Origin of the sequence: Dictyobacter vulcani, from assembly GCF_008974265.1 — a bacterium.
Taxonomy (GTDB): Bacteria; Chloroflexota; Ktedonobacteria; order Ktedonobacterales; family Ktedonobacteraceae; genus Dictyobacter; species Dictyobacter vulcani.
The window spans coordinates 1,343,632-1,365,441 of record NZ_BKZW01000001.1 but is presented as its reverse complement, the minus strand read 5'-3'; the positions used below and the strand labels follow the sequence as shown (position 1 = coordinate 1,365,441).

16 protein-coding genes are annotated in these 21,810 nt (G+C 50.6%); 8 read left to right on the top strand and 8 right to left on the bottom strand.

From position 1 onward, the window contains the following. Window positions 1-77 precede the first annotated feature (77 nt). Complete coding sequence (mscL, locus tag KDW_RS05670) at window positions 78-599, top strand: large conductance mechanosensitive channel protein MscL (protein ID WP_233097630.1); 522 nt, start codon at window positions 78-80, stop codon at window positions 597-599. Window positions 600-866: 267 nt separating this feature from the next. Further along, window positions 867-1,400 carry an adenine phosphoribosyltransferase gene (locus KDW_RS05665; protein ID WP_198925204.1) on the top strand — a complete coding sequence of 178 codons (534 nt, stop codon included), beginning with the start codon at window positions 867-869 and terminating at the stop codon, window positions 1,398-1,400. Between the two features lie 95 nt (window positions 1,401-1,495). On the opposite strand, the gene KDW_RS05660 is transcribed toward KDW_RS05665, so the two are convergent. Continuing rightward, window positions 1,496-2,068 (bottom strand): nitroreductase family protein, encoded by a 573-nt coding sequence (locus KDW_RS05660; RefSeq protein ID WP_151755055.1) that lies wholly within the window; start codon window positions 2,066-2,068, stop codon window positions 1,496-1,498. 743 nt (window positions 2,069-2,811) lie between these two features. Between KDW_RS05660 and KDW_RS05655 the strand changes: the two genes are divergently transcribed. Beyond that, window positions 2,812-3,972, top strand: a complete 1,161-nt coding sequence (locus tag KDW_RS05655; RefSeq protein WP_151755054.1) for a lipid II:glycine glycyltransferase FemX — start codon at window positions 2,812-2,814, stop codon at window positions 3,970-3,972. A gap of 79 nt (window positions 3,973-4,051) precedes the next feature. On the opposite strand, the gene KDW_RS05650 is transcribed toward KDW_RS05655, so the two are convergent. Genes KDW_RS05650 through KDW_RS31580 form a run of 3 tightly spaced genes read right to left on the bottom strand, consistent with a single transcriptional unit; the run spans window position 4,052 to window position 6,878 of the window. Then, window positions 4,052-5,332 (bottom strand): argininosuccinate synthase, encoded by a 1,281-nt coding sequence (locus KDW_RS05650; protein WP_151755053.1) that lies wholly within the window; start codon window positions 5,330-5,332, stop codon window positions 4,052-4,054. Window positions 5,333-5,334: 2 nt separating this feature from the next. Continuing rightward, the gene (gene argH, locus KDW_RS05645) at window positions 5,335-6,744 is read right to left on the bottom strand and encodes an argininosuccinate lyase (RefSeq protein WP_151755052.1); all 1,410 of its coding nucleotides are present in this window, start codon (window positions 6,742-6,744) and stop codon (window positions 5,335-5,337) included. Then, window positions 6,741-6,878 (bottom strand): hypothetical protein, encoded by a 138-nt coding sequence (locus tag KDW_RS31580; protein ID WP_162004983.1) that lies wholly within the window; start codon window positions 6,876-6,878, stop codon window positions 6,741-6,743. Before KDW_RS31580 ends, argH begins: the two co-directional genes overlap by 4 nt. A 643-nt stretch (window positions 6,879-7,521) precedes the next feature. Between KDW_RS31580 and KDW_RS05640 the strand changes: the two genes are divergently transcribed. The 4 genes from KDW_RS05640 to hisG all read left to right on the top strand — a co-directional run bounded on the left by KDW_RS05640 (window position 7,522) and on the right by hisG (window position 11,148). Next, complete coding sequence (locus tag KDW_RS05640; protein ID WP_162004982.1) at window positions 7,522-8,379, top strand: mechanosensitive ion channel family protein; 858 nt, start codon at window positions 7,522-7,524, stop codon at window positions 8,377-8,379. Between the two features lie 178 nt (window positions 8,380-8,557). Next, complete coding sequence (locus tag KDW_RS05635; protein WP_151755050.1) at window positions 8,558-9,211, top strand: nitroreductase family protein; 654 nt, start codon at window positions 8,558-8,560, stop codon at window positions 9,209-9,211. Between the two features lie 176 nt (window positions 9,212-9,387). Then, the gene (locus KDW_RS05630; protein ID WP_233097627.1) at window positions 9,388-9,957 is read left to right on the top strand and encodes a GtrA family protein; all 570 of its coding nucleotides are present in this window, start codon (window positions 9,388-9,390) and stop codon (window positions 9,955-9,957) included. 309 nt (window positions 9,958-10,266) lie between these two features. Next, complete coding sequence (gene hisG / locus KDW_RS05625) at window positions 10,267-11,148, top strand: ATP phosphoribosyltransferase (RefSeq protein ID WP_151755048.1); 882 nt, start codon at window positions 10,267-10,269, stop codon at window positions 11,146-11,148. Between the two features lie 229 nt (window positions 11,149-11,377). On the opposite strand, the gene carB is transcribed toward hisG, so the two are convergent. The 4 genes from carB to KDW_RS05605 form a co-directional block, all read right to left on the bottom strand. Then, entirely contained in the window at window positions 11,378-14,578 is a 3,201-nt protein-coding gene (carB, locus tag KDW_RS05620) for a carbamoyl-phosphate synthase (glutamine-hydrolyzing) large subunit (protein ID WP_151755047.1), read from the bottom strand. Beyond that, window positions 14,578-15,663: a glutamine-hydrolyzing carbamoyl-phosphate synthase small subunit gene (gene carA / locus KDW_RS05615; RefSeq protein WP_198925203.1), complete on the bottom strand. Its 1,086-nt coding sequence runs from the start codon at window positions 15,661-15,663 to the stop codon at window positions 14,578-14,580. Before carA ends, carB begins: the two co-directional genes overlap by 1 nt. 124 nt (window positions 15,664-15,787) lie before the next feature. Then, the gene (locus KDW_RS05610) at window positions 15,788-16,840 is read right to left on the bottom strand and encodes an N-acetylornithine carbamoyltransferase (protein WP_151755046.1); all 1,053 of its coding nucleotides are present in this window, start codon (window positions 16,838-16,840) and stop codon (window positions 15,788-15,790) included. A 27-nt stretch (window positions 16,841-16,867) separates the two neighbouring features. After that, window positions 16,868-17,929, bottom strand: coding sequence for a P-loop NTPase family protein (locus tag KDW_RS05605; RefSeq protein ID WP_151755045.1), 1,062 nt, complete (start codon window positions 17,927-17,929; stop codon window positions 16,868-16,870). 1,575 nt (window positions 17,930-19,504) lie between these two features. Between KDW_RS05605 and KDW_RS05600 the strand changes: the two genes are divergently transcribed. Further along, entirely contained in the window at window positions 19,505-21,394 is a 1,890-nt protein-coding gene (locus KDW_RS05600; RefSeq protein ID WP_151755044.1) for an MARVEL domain-containing protein, read from the top strand. Window positions 21,395-21,810 lie beyond the last annotated feature (416 nt).

The following is a 21,810-nucleotide window of genomic DNA, read 5'->3' as shown; positions in this document are numbered from 1 at the left end:
ATGCGTAATATATGCGTGTGCAATAAACTGGCAAATTTATCGTGGTCTCATCGCTTTTTAAAAGAGAAGGAGTGTTCATGGCTCGGGACTTATTTGATCGAGATAATCTTATGGATTACGGAAAACGTGGCTTTAGAGGTGGCTTGAATACACTGGGTGATTTCCAGAAATTCCTGTTGCGTGGCAATGTTGTTGACCTGGCGGTTGGTATTGTCATCGGTGCCGCATTCAATGGTTTGGTCCAGGCTTTTGTTACTGACTTTTTACAGCCATTGATCGGTTCTTTTGCTCATACCTCTAGCTTTGATAAAGTTAAAACTCCGCCGGTTGGTGCTATTCCACCATTGGCGTATGGGCATTTTATCGGTGTTCTGATCAGTTTTATCTTGACTGCGGCAGTAGTCTATTTTTTCGTGGTCAAACCAATCAACACCTTGAATGATCGCTATAATCGTTTGCGTCCCAAAAAAGAAGAGGGTCCAACCACAAAGGATTGTCCTTTCTGTCTGAGTTCGGTGCCTTTGAAGGCGACACGTTGTGCGTATTGTACGGCGCAGTTGCCACCGGTTGAGGGAACTCAAGCGCAGACAGCGTACTAGCGCTAAGGTTGTGGATGTTGATGTTCATGCTGCTTGCCTCGTAGGATCAACGTTTCTCATGTGTTAGAATGAGAGTACCCGCTCAAAAATTTCTTGCATGTGAGAAATGGCTAGCGTATACTGCTAACGGAGAAAATATTGATTGTTATTCATGATCTAGTGTTTACAATTGATGTTCCGTGAAGGCAGGGGGCCGTCAAGAACTACAATGGATAGTCTGACCTACCCTGTGTTAGTGCCAATTTCATACAGAGGAGAACATAGCTCATGACGTCAACATCCGAGCCTATACGATTGGAAGATTGGGTTCGCGATATTCCTAATTTTCCCCAGGAAGGGGTCCTTTTTAAGGATATTACTCCCTTGCTGCAGGATCCTAAGGCATTTCATGTTGCGATGGATCGTTTGGCCGCGCATTATGCCGGGGCTGGTATTGAAGCCGTGGTTGGCGTTGAGTCTCGGGGTTTTATTTTCGGGGCACCGCTGGCATATCTGCTCAATTGTGGCTTCGTACCGGTGCGTAAATTCGGTAAGTTGCCATCTGAAACCGTGAGTGTGGAATATGCACTCGAATATGGGACCAATGTAGTTGAGTTACATACTGATGCGATCAAACCCGGTCAGCGTGTGTTGATTGTGGATGATTTGCTGGCTACCGGCGGTACGGTTTCGGCATCCATTGAGCTGGTTGAGAAGATGGGCGGCCATGTTGCTGGTATCGCCTTCCTGGTAGAGCTGGGTTTCCTGAAAGGTCGGGAGCGTTTAGAAGGCCACGATGTCTTTGCGTTGATCCAGTACTAAAGGGAATTTTGCTTACTGCAGGGAACTTTGTAAATAATATAAACACGAGCGTTGGTAGATTTCAAAACCAACGCTCGTGTTTATTATTTGGATGTTTATAATCCCAGCCAGGTGGTTTTGCTGTCCACTGGTTGTGGCTGGCTCTCAGCGGGTTGGATGGCGGGATAGCCGAGATACAGAAAGGCGACGATCTGGTCTTCGGCGGTCAGTCCCAACCAGTTTTTGACCTCTGGATCATAGGCGGCATCGCCGGTGCGCCAGATCGCAGCCAGCCCGAGCTCACTGGCGGCCAGTAACATGTTCTGGACGGCGGCTGCGGTGGCTTCTATATTTTCAATGGCGACTACATTGGGTTGTCTGGGTGCTTCTGAGGCCACGGCGATGATAATGGGTGAGCGTAGTGGCTTCTGGCGCTCTTTATCAATGATGGCCTGGCTGCGCAGCTGTGGATTATCCTGCTGGCGTTTAACCAGGCTCTGCGCCATAATCTCACCGAGTTCATTACGTGCGGTCCCGCCGAGCACAAAAAATTTCCACGGCTCGGCTTTATGGTGATTGGGGGCATGGGTAGCTGCCTCCAATAGTTGTTCGATCTGCTCACGGCTTGGAATCTGCTCGGTCATTTTGCCAATACTGCGGCGGTGCCGGATTGTGTCGAGTACAGTCATTCTTTTTTTGTTCTTTCTTGCCCTATGGTCGCCATAGGTGCTGGCTGGGAACCTTCATTTATATCACGATTGCTTTTTATGATTGCATGGATGTTTGCTACATTATTGAAGTTTATTATAGCTTTTTCCATCGCATTCGGGAAGGGGAGGCTTTTTTTCTGAAGCAGTCAGGCAAGAAAAATGTGACATTAGTTCTGTTTTATGGTCTATTACCTGCTTGCATGATAAACTTGTTGAGATGGTGTCCTTGTTTAAAAATGCTGTATTGGTTTGGAACAACTTACTGTGATGGTGCGTTCTAGAGGTGTATAACTGTAGCGGTAGCCCTTGGGGCTAATACTTTTCTCTTAAGGATTGAATGGCTGAAATGATAGCATGACGGTGAAGGAACACCTTCTCAAAGGATCAAGAGAGAGGTAAAACGTGTAGGTTCGACCCTTTGGGTCGATTCGTGCCTCCACGCTACCCTCACCTCCGCAGGATCACGCAAGTGAAAAAGCGGTGAAGCAAGGCGTGAAGAGGCTTGCTCATGGTCAAGCAAGGATATTATGCAGGCACGAATCGACCCAAAGGGTCGAACCTACATGTACAATTTTACCGATTATTTGGTGGAATGGAACCTATTATCGGCGTAGATACGTTCGTTCATACCATCCAAGGATCCAACCAATCCTGGGCTTAACCGAAACGTATTGGCTGCAAGGGTTGCCGCTACATCAGGTTGCTATAGAGGAGAAAAGAAAATGGAAGCACGTTTCATTACTGATCGGCGGCAGTGGAACGACTTCGTAGCGAAGTCTCCGTATGGAATTATCACTCAGTCATATGAGTGGGGTGAACTATCTAAGGATGTTGGTTCAAGGATTTTACGTATCGGTGTGGTGGATGAGCAGAATAATTTATGCGCCGCTATGCTGGTCATGGTAGTCAAAATGTCGATGTTGCGTAGTTGCTTTTTCTATGCGCCACGTGGTCCCGTGATTGATGATCCAAACTCGCCTGCTATGGGTGTCTTGCTGAATTTTGTGAAGAGCGAGGCGCGCAAGTTTGGGGCATTTATGCTGAAGCTAGAACCTGCTGCTGATCTGGGGGATGTCCAGTGGACTTCCGCTCTGACGCGTCGTGGCTTCCAACCCTGCACTCAGGCTTTGCATATTCGTAATGAATGGATTCTGGATATTCGCCCCGATGAAAAAGATATTTTGGCGAATATGAAAGAGAAGTGGCGCTATAATATCCGCCTGGCTGGCCGTAAGGGTGTGACGATCCGTGAGGGTCATGGCCATGAGGATCATGAGATCTTCCATCGTATCTTGCAGGAGACCAGTGAGCGCGACCAGTTCTATATTCACAATGTTGAACATTTTGAGCTTCTGGCTAAACTCTATGAAGAAGATGATCGCTACGCTCTGCTGCTCGCTGAGCACGAAGGCAAGGCCATCGCGGCTATTGTGCTGGTCCGCCTGGGAAAATGGTGCTGGTATCGCTATGGGGCCTCATTAAACCAGGGCCGCAACCTGATGCCCAATCACCTGCTGCAATGGACCGGTATGCGCTGGGCTAAAGCCCATGGTTGTGAGTTTTATGATTTCCTGGGCATTCCTGACTCCCTGGAAGAGCCAGAGGCCCAGAAAGATCCTTTGTGGGGTGTCTATAGCTTTAAGCGTGGCTTTAATGGCTTCTCGCGCCTCTCAATGCCTGGCTATGATCTACCATATAATCCTTTCCTGTTCCAGGCCTATAGACGCATGCTGGACCTCAAAAACTGGCGTGATACGCGCCAGCAGAAAAAAGCGGCGGCCCTCGAAGCAAAAGAGAAGGCCGCAGCCGAGTCGAAGCCAGCCGTACCAAAAACTCCAGAGCTTCAGACCAACGAGAAGGCTGTCCCAACCGGTAAAGCTTAGTTTTACCACTTACATACAACAAACAAAAAGAGCCGAAGAACAGGTAAGTTCTCCGGCTCTTTTTGTTTGTCCGATAGGATTATGCTTCCGAGGCTTTGTCTTTGGTGTTGGTGGCGATCTGGACTTTGCCTTCGCTGTTGTTCAGCAGGTTGCCCTCAAATCCGATCGAGGGTAGCAATTGTGCTTGCGCCTGTGTGGTCAGGGGGAGGGCCCATAGTTTGATAAAGCCCAGGGCGGCATTATGATCGAATTGATCTCCACTATCATAGGTGGCCAGGCCGAGACTGTAGAGTGAGCTGTCGGACTTGCGGCCCACGATCTGGCAGCGACCGCGTGAGAGCTTGACGCGCACGGTGCCACTGACGAAGCGTTGGGTGCTCTGGACATACGCGGCCAGGTCCTGATGCAGAGCGCTATACCACTGTCCGTTGTAGATCAGGCGCGCATATTCAGCAGCGATCGTCTCTTTGAAACGGATCTGTTCGCGGCTCAGGGTTAGTCCCTCCAGGGCGTTATGGGCGGCATGCAATACCACTGCGGCCGGAGCTTCATAGATCTCACGGGACTTGATGCCGATCAGGCGGTTCTCGACATGATCAATGCGACCGATTCCATATTTGCCTGCTTCGCTATTCAGGGTCTCGACCAGTGTATAGCCAGGGATCTCTTCGCCGTTGAGCGCGACCGGTATGCCATGCTCGAAGGTAATCTCATGATAGGTTGGCTCAAGAGTAACGCTATCGGGATCAGCGGTCCAGTCAAAGACGTCTGCGGGTGGCTCTTCCCAGGGATCCTCCAGGATACCGCACTCGATGCTGCGGCCCCAGAGATTCTGGTCAACCGAGTAGGGACTGGCACTGGTGGCTTTGATGGGAATATTATGTTCGGCGGCATAGGCTATTTCGTTATCGCGGGTCATGCTCCATTCGCGCACCGGCGCGATAATCTTGAGGTCTGGTGCCAGGGTGTTGATCGAGACATCGAAACGCACCTGGTCGTTGCCTTTGCCAGTACAGCCATGGGCTACGGCGACCGCGCCTTCCTGACGTGCAACTTCAACCAGCAAGCGTGCGATCAATGGGCGGGCCAGAGCGGTAGCCAGGGGATATTGACCCTCATAGATCGCGCCAGCCTGTAACGCCGGCCAGACAAAGTAGCGCACAAAATCCTCGCGTCCATCCACAACCATGGACTTGACGGCACCAATTCTGGTGGCGCGCTCAGATATCTCCTGCATATTGCGTTCATTGCCGACATCAATGGTTACGGCGATGACATCCAGATTATATTTTTCTTTGATCCAGCGAATTGCGACTGAGGTATCTAATCCACCTGAGTATGCGAGTACAACGGTTGCCATGTTTACTCCTCCTCCAGAATTGTGAACTGTGCTGTTCCAACAAGGTGTTGGATAGCGGTTTTAAAGGTTGTGGCATAGTGCTGCCAGCGTTGCTGCGCGTCAGCAAGGCGTTGTTGAGCCTGGGCCAGGCCAGGATTTCCCGTTCCTCCCAGATGGGTCCGCTTCTTCAAGCGAGCTACCAGTTGCTCCTGATTTTCGCCCGGTAAGGGGAGATATTGATCAAGCTGGGCGGTGACTTCTTTGCCCACCAGGCGATAGGCATCGCGGAAAGGCATATGTTCCTGAGTGACCATGTCATAGGCGCGATCAGTGGCAAAAAGCTCAAACGAGCAGGCCGCCACAAGACGCTCGGTATTGACGGTCACATGGCTGATAACCAGGGTGCAGATATCAATACTTGCCTGTGCGAGATCCAGCGCTTCCATCAGGGGCCGTTTGGTTTCCTGATAATCCATGTTATAGCCAGAAGGCAGGCCGCTGACAATGCCCAGGATATGTTGTTGATGGGCCAGCATTGTTTGAGTGCGGGCGCGCACCAATTCCATAATATCCAGGTTGCGTTTCTGGGGCATAATGCTGCTGCCGGTGCATACCTCCTGTGAGACCTGGAAAAAGCCATACTCGGTGGTCGTAAAGAGCAGCAGATCCTGCGCCATCTTGCTCAGGTCCAGCATGATCTGTGTCAGTGCCTGCACGATAGCCGCCTCGATCTTGCCACGAGCATTCTGCACATAGATAACATTATTCTGTACGCGGGCAAAGCCGAGCAGGTCCGCGACCAGTTGACGATCAATCGGCAACGGGACGCCATAGCCCGCGGCCGAGCCAAGTGGGGATTGATCATTGATCTCGTACGCGGCCAGCAGCAAGCGCTCATCATCCAGCAGCGCTTCAGCGAAACTGGCGGCCCACAATCCCACGGATGAGAGCATGCCGCGCTGCATATGCGTATAGCCGGGCATGGGAATCTCCATATGGCTGTCCGCAAAGTTGAGCAGGGTTGAGCAGAGATCAAAGAGTTGCTGGCTGATCTGTAGGAGTTTTTCTTTACTATACAGGCGCAAATCTACCAGCACCTGATCATTACGCGAGCGCGCAGTATGGATATTTTTACCGGCTGGTCCCGCGACCCGGGCCAGATAATTCTCAATACTGGTATGGACATCTTCGTCGGCGGGATCAATCGTAAAGCTCTGCTGCTTTTCTTGCGCCAGGATCTCCAGCAGTGCCTGCTTGAGGTGCTGTAGTTCTTCCTCCTTGAGGATGCCGATCTGTTTGAGCATGGTAGCGTGAGCCAGCGAGCCCCAGACATCATGGCGGATCAACTGCTGATCCAGGAGGCTATTTTGTGCGGCGGCATAGCGTTCAACCTGTGCGTTGATACTATAGCCTTTTTGCCAGATCTTTGTCATCGCGCACCCGCTTTCATGCTATCCGCTCTGGCAACGCTGGAGCATAGCATAGAAACTGCACGACTGCTGGCTGATTGTGTGTGGGCACGAATAATGCTTATAGAGGGATCAAGTCCCTGTTTAGCGGTGACCATTATGTAAACTCCTTCGATTGTGCTATGGAAGAAGCTGCGGGACAATAAAAAACCCCCGCCCCTTCCGTCAATCTTGAAGGGACGAGAGTGAGGGACCTGTTGCCCGATCACACCCGTGGTACCACCCTAATTGTCTTTCATACGCAAGCGAATGCTATTGAAAGACCACTTTCCTGGTTGCTCTGTTGACGTGGGAACCATCCACCTGTCCTACTTGTTTGCTGGCAGCGTGCCAGTAAACTTTCTTCGGCTAGCCGCTCACGAATGCGTTCTATGTGTCCATGGCCATTCCGAACTTTCACTCTGCTTCGGATCGCTGTTAGCTGTAACACGTGTACTACTTTCGCTCAACGCGGGTCTTATCTGATATGTGTAACAGGATAACAGTCCTATCCTGAAATGTCAAATCCATGTCTGCACATAAAAAAGGGTCGGCATAAGGTCAATGTTCACATAATATTTATGCAGCCGCTACGAGTGGTGGTTGGTAAGAATACATACATATATTAAAAGTTGTGCTTTAAAAATATATATTATCGATTTTCAGTGTAAAAATCCGCGTCAACCATCTGTTGTCAGGCGTATGTTAAGTAGCATTACTGCAAACGAATCAACATGCGTACATGCGAAAGGAAGTGTGGTCATGACAACCTTTACCAATTGGGGGACGGCTATCTACACATCGTTAGCCAATGCCCTCTCCCTCTTTATTAGTTTTATCCCCAAGTTAATTGGATTTTTAGTGATTCTGCTGATTGGATGGATTGTAGCATCGTTGCTGGCAAAGGGTCTGACGTTGTTGCTGCGCCGGGTTGGTTTTGATCGCCTTGGGGATCGTGCCGGGATAACCCGCTTTAGCCAGCAAATGAATATCCATATGGATCCAGCCGCCCTGTTAGGGCGAATCGTTTTCTGGTTTGTTTTCCTGATCTTCCTGGTACCGGCCTGTAACGCTTTGGAATTAAATACGGTGAGTTCGCTTATTACGCAGATTATCAGCTATATTCCAAATGTCTTTGTAGCGATCGTTGTCCTCTTCCTGGGTATGTTGCTATCAACCGTGGTAGCGGATCTGGTGCGCGGTGCCTCCGCCAGCACGCGTATGGCGAATCCGAACTTGCTGGCAGGCGTAGCTCGCTACGCGATCCTGGGCTTTACCATCCTGATTGCGTTAGAGCAACTCAATATTGCTCCGGCTTTAATTACGACGCTGTTCACCGCCATCGTCGGCGCTATTGCTCTTGCCTGTGGCCTGGCCTTTGGTCTGGGTGGTCGTGAGAGCGCGCAGCGCCTGCTTGAGCGCAGTGAAAGTCGTTTGAGCGGCATCGGAACTGCACCTTCCCAGATTGATATGTCACAACCCTTTAATCGGGCACCAGCAATGGGTGGCGTGAATACAACCGCTGAATCGACATACTCAACTCCAGTACCACCCGACCCAATGCGCCCGAACCAGCCACCTCCCGGACAGGGCCGGCCTGGTAAGGCTAAACTCACATAGCTCCAGGGTCTGTACCTGTTACAGGCCATACATGGTGATAGACAAATTTACTAGCACCACGAAAGGGTTGCTAGTAAATTTGTCTATCCTGGAATAAGGTTACAGAATTGCTCGTTTATGAAATGGTGTATAGGTAATCGCTTATACTAACGAGAAGATACCATCAAGGAGAAATATTGTGACCGCTCTACATTTAAGCGCTGATGAAGTATTGACGACAACACGCGCTGTGCGTAAACGTTTGGATTTTTCACGGCCAGTTGAGCCTGAAGTGATCCGCGAATGTTTAGAAATCGCTCTCCAGGCCCCTTCAGGGAGCAATCGCCAGCGCTGGCAATTTGTTATTGTGACCGATCCCGAGAAGCGCAAAGCGATCTCTGATTACTACCGACGCGGTTACTATGAATATCGCGATGGTCCGACTGCGGCTGGTAAGCTGTTTGCCGATCAGCCTGAGCGTAATCAGGTACAGAAACGCGTGATGACCTCGGTAGATTATCTGGCCGAACATATGCACGAAGCGCCCGTGTTATTTATTCCCTGTTTCTATGGCCGACCTGATGGTGAACCGGCAGGCAATCAAGCCAGTCCCTGGGGATCCATTATTCCTGCTACCTGGAGTTTTATGCTGGCCGCCCGTGAACGTGGCCTGGGAACTGCCTGGACCACCCTTCATCTCGATTATGAAAAAGAAGTTGCCGAGATCATTGGTATTCCTTACGAACAGGTCACCCAGGTTGCCCTGATACCCGTTGCCTATACCATCGGCACCGACTTCAAACCCGCCGCCCGCGAACCACTCGATACCGTCCTCCACTGGAACAAATGGTAACCATGGCATCGCTTTAAGCGTTTATAAAAGCCGATTGGCTAGCTTTCCATCAACCTCGCCTTACCGCGATCATGTGGAGCCGAACCTACTCAATGCGTGTGTGTTACAAAGAAGTCCAATTCTGGAGCGTTTCATTTTTATAGCACGTTACAATATATAAATATAGCAGCTGTATCGTGCATATTAAAAAAAGGAGCATTTCTATTTATTCTTTCATCAGCAATCTATTGCGTAAAAAATTTGTACGTTTTGCTGTCATTGGTGGCATTGGCATAATTATTAATGAGGGCGCCTTATTTGTCTTTTTCCACCTGCTCAACATCTTCTATCCAATCGCTTATGTGTTTGCCTTTGCTGTCAGCAACGGTATTAATTTCTTTATGAATCAACTTATCACCTATCCCGAGCATAGACCCAACCGGGCCTTAATCTGGATACAGCGTCTATTGAAGGCAGAACTGACCAGCGTTTCCGCACTGGTTATTTCCCTGTCGGTAGCGCTGATCTGCCACTATATTTTCCATATCAGCGAGTATATCGCTAATCCGATTGGACTCTGTTTCTCCTTTGTCTACAAGTATCTGGTCTCGGACCGCTTTGTCTATCGCTCAAAACCGAAGCCGGTGGAAGAGCTTGAGACCGATCCAATGACCCCACCTACAACCGACGAACATGCTACAGCGGTGGCCGATCCAATAAGCCCACATGCAACTGACGACGAGAATGTCAATTCGATGATCGATTAGTTGTTGTTCTCCTGGTCTTAGTGAGGTGTATGGGGAGTGCTCTCTCATGTGATTATGTATGCATTTTATCCATAGGTTAAAGATTTATAGGCTTATGTTTTTCTCTTGACAATGGTTGGGGTGGTTTATATACTAAAGATAAAGTAGGATGCGTGATTACGTTCGTATCTGCGGCGATCAGTAGTGATTGTGTGGCTATGAATGATATACATTGAGGTAATAGTAGAATGCGGATTTTACCTTCGTTCCTCGATTGACGAGGAGGGGAGGTTTTTTTTATGGGCAAAATGCCTGGAGGAGACAACTGGCATGACTTTAAGATTGAATGATGATCACATTAAACTGGCAATACAGAAAGATGGGCGGCTGACCGAAGATACGCGCAACCTGTTGCGTACCGTAGGCCTGCACTTTGAGTCCTATAAGCAGCGTCTCTTTAGTAACTGCCGCAATTTTCCAATGGATATTCTGTACGTACGCGATGATGATATTGCCGAATATGTTGCTGAAGGTGTCGTTGATCTGGGTATCGTCGGCCGCAATCTGGTGGTTGAGTCCGAGAAGCCTGTTGAAGAAATCATGCCACTGAATTATGGCCATTGTAGCTTAAAGGTGGCGGTTCCAGCGGAGAGCGGCATCGAGCGCATCGAGCAGTTGTCTGGTTGTAAAGTCGCGACCTCGTATCCGGCTACGACCACCCGTTTCTTTGCGGAGCGCAATGTTGATGTCAATGTCATCACCATCAGTGGGAGCGTTGAGATTACGCCTGCGCTGGGTGTGGCCTCAGGTATCGTGGATCTGGTCAGTACTGGCAGTAGCCTGCGCCTCAACGATCTGGTGGCTATCGACACCGTTCTTGCTTCACAGTCCATTGTGATTGGCAATCGGGACGCGCTGGCCAATAGCCATAAGGCCGCCATCATCGAGCGCCTGCTGACCCGTTTCCGTGGCGTCATTACCGCCTCCGAATACAAATATGTCATGATGAACGTCCCGACCAGCGAACTGGAATACGTTTCTACTATTATGCCCGGACTCAAATCGCCCACCGTGCTACCGACCGCCGATGTAGAGTGGATGGCCGTCCATACCGCCATTCGCGAAGACATGTTCTGGGATGTCATCGAAGAACTCAAAACACGCGGTGCCCAGGGCATCCTGGTCTCCTCAATCGAGAAAATGTTCGTCTAAACCCTCAAGAGGGGTAAAACGCGTAGGTTCGACCCTCGAGGGCGATTGGAGCCATCACGCCAAAGCGGCCCCAACGCGAGCGCGTAGGTTCGACCCTCGAGGGCGATTGGAGCCATCACGCCAAAGCGGCCCCAACGCGAGCAAGAAAATGGGAATCGGTCTCTTTCGGGGCGAGATCGATGCTGGGGGAGGCAATCGACCTCGAGGGTCGAACCTACATGTTCGTACGTCAACAGGTCGCAACCATGAAGGTTGCCGTTACGTATTCGTCCCAGGCTTTGATGGGTAGGGTGTCCGGGTCTTGACTGGCGAGGGCACGCAGGAAGAGGCGGAGCTGTTTGAGTTTGGTGATCAGATGGATGTTGCAGTCGATGGCCAGGCGGCGCAGGTGATAGTTTTGATCAAAGTCGCGCTGCAGGCGTCCGGCGACGATGACTACGGCGAGATCAATGCGTTGCTGGCGAAAGGCTGCTTCGATCTCGCCATTGTCTTCTGCGAGCAGGATGGCGTCGATCTGCTGTTCCTGTAGGTAGTTCCAGCTTTCCTGCGTGGCATACAGCGGTAGCTGTAGTGCTTTGAGGTGGGGCAGGCTTTCTTGAAGGGCGCTGAGCTTTTCTTCTCCGTGCAGACTGAGCAGGATCCCTTTGCGGGGAACTGTGCCACCAGAGGCCAGCATGGCTTTTAGATATGCCTCCTCCAGATCCTGTCCAAAGCAGGCGACTTCTCCAGTGGAGGCCATCTCAACACCCAGGACTGGATCTGCGCCTGCCAGTCTGGAGAAGGAGAACTGTGGGGCTTTGAGGGCGACAAAGGATGGCGCTGGTACCTGGATCTCTGCTATATCTCCTTGTTGGAAAAGGGCGTCGACGAACAGTTCCATCAGGTTGATGTCTGTGACTTTGGCGATAAAGGGAAAGGTCCGTGAGGCGCGCACGTTGGTCTCGATCACATAGACCTGTCCATCTTTGAGCAGGAATTGAATATTGACAGGACCGGTCACTTCAAGGGCCTGAACGATCTTGCGTGCGATACGATTGATCTCGCGCTGGATCGTGTCAGTTATGTTCTGTGGCGGGAGTACGATGGTGGCATCGCCCGAATGCACGCCGGCGTTCTCGATGTGTTCCGAGATGATGGCGGCCTTGATAATGCCATGCTGAGCGACGGCATCGAACTCGATCTCACGCGCATACTCAAAGAACTTTGAGACCGTCACCGGATGATCCGGCGAAAGGGCCGCTGCTTCCCGGGTATAGCGTTCCAGTTCCTCGGGTGTGTCGCAGACCTTCATGGCGCTGCCGGAGAGCACATAGGATGGTCGGACCAGGACGGGATAACTGACCCGCTCGGCGAAGGCGCTGACTTTGCTGAGCGTATGAAAGGTGTTCCATTCTGGCTGCTGGACCCCGAGTGTGTCCAGTAAATGTGAGAAGGTATTGCGGTTCTCGGCGCGATCAATATTGCTGGCCTGCGTGCCCAGTAAGCTACAGCCATAGGCTGCCAGGGCCTGGGCGCGATTGTTGGGCGTCTGGCCACCTACTGAAACGATCAGTCCGCCAGGCTGCTCAAAATCATAGATGTCGGCGATGCGTTCAAAGGACAGTTCTTCAAAGTAGAGCCGATCCGAGACATCATAATCGGTAGAGACGGTTTCAGGATTACTGTTAATAATAATGGCCTGTTTGTCATACTTCCTGAGAGCCTGGACCGTACTCACGCTGGTCCAATCAAACTCTACCGAGGAGCCAATGCGATAGGGTCCTGAGCCAAGTACGATGACGCTCTGGTCTGTGCCGGGCGAGACATCATGGTGTTGGGCATTATAGGTCAGGTACAGATAATTGGTTTCGGCGGGGAATTCCGCTCCCATTGTATCAATCTGCAAGACGGAGGGAGTGACCCCCAGACGCTGGCGTTGCGCACGAATACTGAGCGCATCGCTGCCCTGGAGTTCCGCGATACGTTGATCCGATATGCCAATCTGTTTGAGTTGCCAGAACTGCTCGGCGCTCAACATCGTCTGTGGTGTGATCGCCTGTTCGTGTCGCAGAATATGCTGGATGCGCTGCAAGAACCAGGGATTAATGCCTGTAAGCATATGGATAGCTTCGATGCTCATGCCTTGCTGGAGCGCCTGCGCAATGGCGAAGGGGCGTTTAGGTGTGGGTGTCGACAGATAATAGTGCACTTCTTCCTGGGATGAGAAGAAGCCTGTCGGAGGCAGGACACCCTCGAAATTCTGCTCCAGCATGCGCAGCGCTTTTTGATAGGCTTCCTCAAAGGTGCGTCCAATCCCCATTACTTCGCCTACTGATTTCATGCCAGTGCCAATAGTTGCTTGCGCGCCTTTGAATTTTGCGAGATCCCAGCGTGGAATTTTGACAACCAGATAATCAAGGCTGGGCTCAAAGCAGGCTTTGGTGACACCGGTAACTTTGTTGGATAGTTGGGTCAAGCCATACCCCAGCGCCAGTTTAGCGGCAATATAGGCCAGTGGATAGCCTGTTACCTTGCTGGCAAGGGCGGAACTGCGCGAGAGGCGTGCGTTGACCTCGATCACATAATACTGGCTGCTGGCAGGATCAAGGGCGAACTGCACATTACATTCGCCGACAATCCCCAGACTCCTGACGATCTGAATCGAGGCCGCCCGTAGCAGGTGATACTCTTGATTGGTCAGCGTCTGGCTGGGCGCGATCACGATGGATTCTCCGGTGTGGATGCCCAGCGGATCCATGTTTTCCATGTTGCAGATGGTAACACAGTTGTCATATCGGTCGCGAACCACTTCATATTCTATCTCTTTATAGTGATGAAGATATTGCTCAACCAGCACCTGCGGAGCAAACGAAAGTGCGTGCTCGACAATCTCTTCAAGTTCCTGCCGTGTCCTGGCGATGCCTGATCCCTGGCCACCGAGCGCGAAGCCTGCCCGTACCATGACCGGAAAGCCGATCTTTTCACCCAGATCCAGGGCCTCGGCCAGACTGGTCGCGCTCTGACTCTGTGGGGTAGGGATCTGGATACTATGCAGATGTTCAGCGAATTTCTGGCGATCCTCAGTCAAAAGAATCGCCGAGATCGGTGTGCCCAGAATACGCACGTTATGTCTGGCCAGCACGCCCCTTTCGTAGAGGGCGATGGCGCAATTGAGGGCGGTCTGACCACCAAAGGACAATAAGATGCCATCAGGCTGTTCGCGTTCGATGACCCTCTCGACAAATTCGGGCGTCACCGGCAGAAAGTAGACGCGATCGGCCAGCAGGCTGGATGTCTGGATGGTGGCGATATTGGGATTGATCAGAATGGTCTGTAATCCCTCTTCTTTCAATGCTTTCAGGGCCTGCGAACCCGAGTAATCAAACTCGCCCGCCTGGCCGATTTTCAGTGCCCCCGACCCCAGCAGCAATACTTTATGTAGTTGTTCCATCAAATCTTCTCCAGGAAGTAATCAAAGACCCACTCAGTATCCACCGGCCCTGGGGCTGCTTCGGGGTGAAATTGCACGGACATGAAAGGCTGTGAGCTATGAATGATGCCTTCGTTGCTGCCATCATTGGCATTGGTGAACCAGGGCTCAAAGCCTGGCGGGATATCACTGACCACAAAGCCATGATTCTGTGTGGTGATATAGCAGCGTTGACTGTCCTTCATAATACAGGGCTGATTCTGGCTGCGATGACCAAACTTCATTTTTGTTGTATCGCCGCCCGCCGCCAGCGTGAGTAGATGGTTGCCCATACAGATGCCCATGGTTGGCACTTTCTGTTCCAGCGCCGTGCGAAGCGTCTGGATCGTGCTGGTCGCCTGTTTGGGATCTCCCGGCCCATTGGAGATCAGGATGCCATCAAAGTGAAAGTCAGTCCCGCTGGCGAACAGATCATAATCCCAGGGAACAGTCACAATCTCGATATTGCGTTTCAGCAGGCAGCGCAGAATATTTTTCTTGGCGCCACAGTCGATCAGTGCCAGAGTTTTAGGTCCCTGTCCATATTTTGTTACCTGATGGGTTGAGACCCGGGCTATCAAATTCTCATGATTCGGATCATAGAAGGGAACATCGTGCTCAAAAATGATCTTGCCGAGCATCGCACCATGGTCGCGAATATGTTGTGTCAGCAGGCGCGTATCTTTGATCTCCAGCGCGGGAACCTGTTCCTGCACCAGCCAGTCACCCAGCGACATCGTACTCTGGACATGCGAAGGCGTGTCAATGTAATTTGAGACAATCAGTCCCTTAACATGGATATGCTCATCCTCCCAGAGACTACTGGCAGGAACGCCATAATTACCGATGAGAGGATAGGTCAGCACCAGGATCTGGCCGGCGAAGGATGCGTCGGTGAGCGATTCTGGATAGCCTACCATGCCGGTACTAAAGACAATCTCGCCGGAGGTGCTCCCTTGATAGCCAAAGGATCGGCCCTCAAATTGCGTCCCATCTTCCAGGATAAGTTTGGCGTAGCGAGCAGGGCGAGTAACAAGCTCCACTTCTGGTAGCATTTGCGTTTGCATGGATCATCCTTTCCATCCATCCTTCTCGTGGGCAAGGATGGGTAAGCAGAACATAATGACAGGTCAACCTGGATAGCTACGAGCGCCGGAGCGGCGCGTGTAACTAGCGGTTACGCCTGGCTCGTTACTGATCTAAGAGTGTGGCCAGCAGGGCCATCTGGGCCCACATTCTGTTTTCGGCCTCGTCAATGACAATCGAGCGGTTACTATCCAGCACGCCTTGCGTCACCTCGACATTTCTGCGTACAGGCAGGCAGTGCATAAATTTGCCGTCGTGGGTCCGAGCCATTTTCTCCTCATCAACAATCCAATGCTGCAAACTGCTGCGGGCCTCTTTTTCAGCTTCCCAGTTGCCATAATAGGGAAGCGCACCCCAGCTTTTGGCACACACGATATCGGCCCCTTCAATCGCCTCATCCTGATCATATGAGATTTCTAATGATCCACCACTCTGTATAGCACGTTTTTGAGCGACCGCAAGGATCTCAGGATCTAGCTCCCAGCCTTGTGGATGGGCAATCACAACGTCCATACCGAGGTCGCAGGCGGCCAGCATCTGGGAATTTGTGGTCGCCATCGGCAGAGCTTTGGGATGATAGGCCCAGGTATGTACATATTTCTTGCCGCGAGTCTCGCCAAACTGCTCTTTGATCGTGACCGCGTCCCCCAGTCCCTGGCAGGGATGATAGACATTGGATTCCATGTTGATGACGGGGACCGTGGCATATCTGGCAAAGCTATTGAGCACGACATCCTGTTTTGACTCTGCCCAACTGCCAGAACTGGCGCTCTGGGCAGATTTGGTGACCAGTTCACTACAGCGAATAGCCAGGCCATCGCAATAGCGCGAGAGCACTGGCGCAACCTCTTTGACATGCTCGATGGTCGAGCCATCCATCACGACATCATCCTGATATTCAAAGGACCAGACATTGTTGCTACTGATCTCCAGAGCCTGTCCGCCCAATTTAAACATAGCGGTCGCAAACGAGACGCGGGTCCTGACCGAAGGATTAAAGAAGAGGGTGGCCAGCGTTTTGCCGGCCAGACTCTTCTTGACTTTGCCCTGCTTTAAATCCAGGGCCAGATCGATTAACGCGCTGATTTCCTCCTGTTGCAGATCGGCCGTATTCAGGAAATGTGGCTGTGAATAACTATGGGTTTGTGGTAAATGCATAAATGTTCCTCCTTCCTGATCGATGGCCTATGATTTCACCGCAACAAATTGCGCCTGTCTGGCTTTCACGGTGGCGAGATTTTTTTCAATCAGTTGGAGCGTCTTTGGCATGGCATGCTGATTACTTTCCGCGGGTACATGGAAATGCGTTTCCACATACTGCACGCCAGTATCATTGTTGACCGCAGGACCGGTGATGACGGTGACCGGAACACCGTACTGGTGCATGATTTCTTGCGCGCCCCAGGCTCCGACCAGATCGCCTGCGCCCACGATAAAAGAACTGATATGCTGTTGAATCTCGGGTGATTGGAGGATATGGCCAACGTTATATTCACCCAGAATGCCATCGCCAAACTCGGCGATGATCAGATCAGGCTTGAAGGTATTTACTGCCCGCAGCACACCGATTGCCGCCTCAACAACTGCCTGAGGATCGCCACAGGTCGAGGGGAGTCCCGCATCCATAAAGCCAAGCACAGGAGAAGCGCCCGCATCCGCGATTGTATCCAGATCCTGCGTTGAAGCGACGCCAGACAGCTTTACGCCAGCGACTTGTAGACCCTGAGCTTTAAAATGTTTGATAATCTTACAGATGGCGGTTGTTTTACCGATATTCATACAGGTGCCGACCACACCAATAATCGGAGCGCTCTGCTCCAGGGTAGTATGGCTGGGCAGGGCACTATGTTTGAGATTGACAGGCTGGCCGTTGTGGAGCAGGCTACCCAGAATTTTCACCTGCATCGGGGTTCCCCACTGCTCATTTAAGCCACGGATCTCGCCGACAACTCCGCTTTCGCAGAGATAATACAGCGTATCGCCGACGGCGAGCTGTTCAGGAATGTCGCCACTATATTCGCGCAAGGCGCGGCGCTTGCCAAGGACAACAGGGAGAATGTCGCCTTCGGTTAGAAAACCAACGCGTCCACTTGTAAATTCAAGCAGGTTGTTTTTACCTGCATCTGATAGAGCCTCCGCGATCAGGACGGCCCCTTCTTCAGCGATAATCTGCTCGCTGATCTCGACCACTGAAGGTATGCCAAGTTTGCGAACTGCTGAAGGAATCTTTGTCAGTTGTGTCTGCATGTTACTGCACCTCTTCTTCCGGAACTATTTTGCCCTCAGGTGTTGTCTGGCTATATGTCGCCAGAGAGTTAAGTTGAGAGCAAAGAAAAAGTTGGAATGCGATGGAAGGTGCAAAGAGGTAAAAAAAATCTCGCCCCCTCCATCATGGTTGAAGGGACGAGTACAGTCACGTTGGAAGCTATCAAGCCTCTCGTTCGTGGAGCTATGCCCGTGGTGCCACCCCAATTGTCACTATCTGCAACTCAGCTGTATGTATGTCACACCATCGTGACCAGACTGACAGTGACCACTTTATTGGTTAATATCTTACATGGGAACCACCCACCTGTCCTACTTGCATTGCTGTCAGAGCAACTCTAGCAGCAAGCTTTCTTCGGTCAGCCGCTCACGAATGCGTTCTGGATGCACGTTCCCACTCCGAACTCTCACTCTCCTTCGGATCGCTGTTAGTAGTTGCTTCCATACTAATTTCGCTCAACGCGGGTCGTATATTTATTTGTCTTATAAAAAAGATTACCATCCACTTTGCGAAAAGTCAACGCACAAAACCATAGAATGTGTGTGAGTCCTGCACACTATCCACCTCAACCGTGTGTGAAAATCTGCTAAAGCATAATTTATCTTAAGACGTTAAGACAATAAGACGTTAAGACATTGCGTAGAAATGTCTTAACTTAGCACGATATGATGATATTATAAGGGCATAAAATGCAAAAAAGATATCTAGCCTAAGACGATAAGACGATAAGACGTTAAGACATTTATGCAAAGTATTGAAGTGTGGCCTGAACCCTGGATAGCCAGATAAGAACTTAGTCATACCAATGTGAGGGACTGGGTAAGATTCTTGACTTATGGACTCAGCAATACTTTTTGCTTTAATATATTAATTTTTTTGAAAAATAATATAATCTCCCTAAGGACGTATAATATATAATATATACAATATATATTATACTAAGGATACCAAATCGCACAAAAAAAGCTTAGCTTAAGACATTTACAGAAATGTCTTAACGTCTTATTGTCTTAACGTCTTAGGCTAGATATCTTTTTTCATAACATATGCTCTTATTGCTTGTTTATGTCGCATGGATTTAAGACAATTCTGTACAATGTCTTAACGTCTTATTGTCTTAACGTCTTAAGATAAAGTTCAAATTGACGAGGCGATAGACACAATTTCAGCGCTGCTGGTACGTCGGGTTTCTTGCCATGCGCCTATAGGAGCGAACGCAACCAGGCTGCTTGCTCGGACGCGAAGAGATCGCAGCGACCAGCGCCAATACTTTTCGTTTAGCGAGACGTTGAGAGATGGTTCGACGTGACCAGCAAGCAATATGTACGATTTGCTGCTTTTCTGCACAACGTCTTTCGCAGCCACAAAAATCGTTAAACGAAAAATATTGGCGACCAGCGCTGCCGGTACGGGCTCTAAGAATGTGGTGATGGTGGAGATTTGAGGCTGTAAAGCTTGACTTTGTAAATAGCATTATGTTATAAATTACATAGCAAAATGTTATTAGAATTAGCAATACGGATCCTGTGCTGATTATTATAAGGGGTGCAACTTACATGGTCATTTTCTTGTTAGCGCTGATCGCTACCTTGATTGTTATGGCGTGTTTGACCATTGGGCGATTGGGCTTTGGGCGCAAAGAGCCTTTTAATGCTAGCTCATTTGGTCGCTGGTTTTTGGGATACTTCATCTTCAATTATGTGTTTTCTCTGGTGATCCTCTATTTCTCGATGCCAGCATTAACCGGTCCTTTCTGGGGCTGGCAGTGGGTGCTGTGGCCGCTTATGATTAGTAGTATCATCAATTTGTTTTCGATGGCTGGTGGTGCTCGTGGCGCATTGGAAATGGGTGTGAATATCAGTCAGGGGCAGAGCTATTCGCCGCGCGCGGGCGCTTCGGGTGTCTCGCGCCGTTCGATCGCGGCTGGCATCTTTGGTCTGGTTGTGGTGGCTGTACTTGGTATCGCCGCTACATTCTTGATCAACATTTTTACAACCTGGTTCGATGGCAATGCTAAAGCGTTAGCCGCCATTCCCCATGTCAGTACGCAAGCAGCGCCCGATTTACCACCGACCGACGCCAAACATATTGTCCTGGTCAGTCAGAGTATTGCCTCTTACAAGGGACAGCAGGTATTAGGCTCAACCGGTCAGAATCTGGGTTCGGCCTATCAATTGGACCCAGCCAGCTATACGTTGCAGTCGATCAACCATCACCTCTATTATGTGTCGGAGTTGAGTTATAATAATCTCTTCGTGAATCTTTCCAATCCAGAAACACCTGGCTTTGTGATGGTGGATGCCGAGGATCCACAACAGGCACCACAGTTGCATACTGAGAAGCAATCGAACATCCGCTACCTGCCAGGAGCCCTGCTCAACCAGGATCTGTTGCGCCATGTCTACCTGAGCGGCTATACCTATGGGCGGCTGGTTGATCCCACGCTGGAATTGGACGATAGCCTGCATCCCTATTGGACGATCTCATTGATGCAGCCCACACGTGGCTATACCGGTGATGCTCTGAGTAAAGTTTTGCTGGTGGATGCCAATACCGGCGATATTAAAGAATATAATCCGCAGAATGTACCGGCCTGGGTCGATCGTGTGATGCCGTCTGAGACGGTTTCCCAATACCTCAGCTGGTGGGGACTCTATAACAACGCTCCATGGTTTAATCCTTCCGGTCTGGGACAACAGGCTCCTGCAGGCACACCAGAGCTGCTGTATAATAATGTGGATCAGCCAGTCTGGTTGATTGCAATGACTTCAGCCTCTGCGAATGACAATTCAAGTACCGGCGTCTTTCTGTTTGATACCCATAAGAACGAGGCCAAATTCTATCCCAAGTCTTCCGGCCTGGGTATTGGCGATAACGTCACCAAAACCTTCCAATCGACGCGTGCCAACATTCGTGGATATAGTGTGGCCTCTGTGCAGTTGTACCAGATCTATAATACTCCGACCTGGGTTGCCATTTATGCGCAGACGACTAATAGCGGTGATATCTTCCAGGCCGTGGGTCTGGTTGATGCCCGTGAACTCAACGGCAACAACGTCCAGTTTGATCCTGATCTCAGCTCAGGACTGCGTGATTACCAGCAATGGTTGACCTCGCAGGCCAGCAACGGGAACTCTGGTGGTACAGTCAGCAACCTGCCACAAACCGCGACCGGTAAAGTCATCCGTGTCTCACCGGTCCAACAGGGAACCAATACTGTCTACTACCTGCAAATCTCGGGCCAACCCTACATCTTTACTGCCAACCTTTCGCTCTCACCAAAACTACCATTGGTGCAAACTGGAGATACAGTAACGATCACCTATACCAGCGGTAGTGGTACCGTCGTCAATCTCAAAAATTTTGATGACACCAGTATCAACCTCGGTGCAACGAGCAACACGCCAACACCAACCGCTACCGCTACACCGAAAGCTAAAAAATAAGTAGCGGACCTTTATTACAGGCAGGCATTGATGGTGTTCATCAATGCCTGCCTTTTTAATGATAAAAAGAAGCAAAAACGGTAGGTTCGACCCTTGCGGTCGATTAACTTCCTCACGCCAACCTTGCTTTTTTGGCTGCGAAAGGTATGTGGAGAAAAGCAGCGGATCGTACGTGAAGAGGGCGCCACACGCAGAGGCCGGCATGCGGCGTGATCGTGGAGCGAGGTGCTCAAAGAGCATCGCATGCCTGTGGCGCCTACACCAAGACGGATCTTGTTTCATGATCCTCTCCGAGAAGGTACGGGGAGGATCCACGTGATCTTCCACCATGTGCGCGCGAGCAGGCCACGGCACACACGATCTCTGTAGGCGCCACAGCACTGCGCGTTGTTCGAGCACGCTGGCCTGCGCAAACG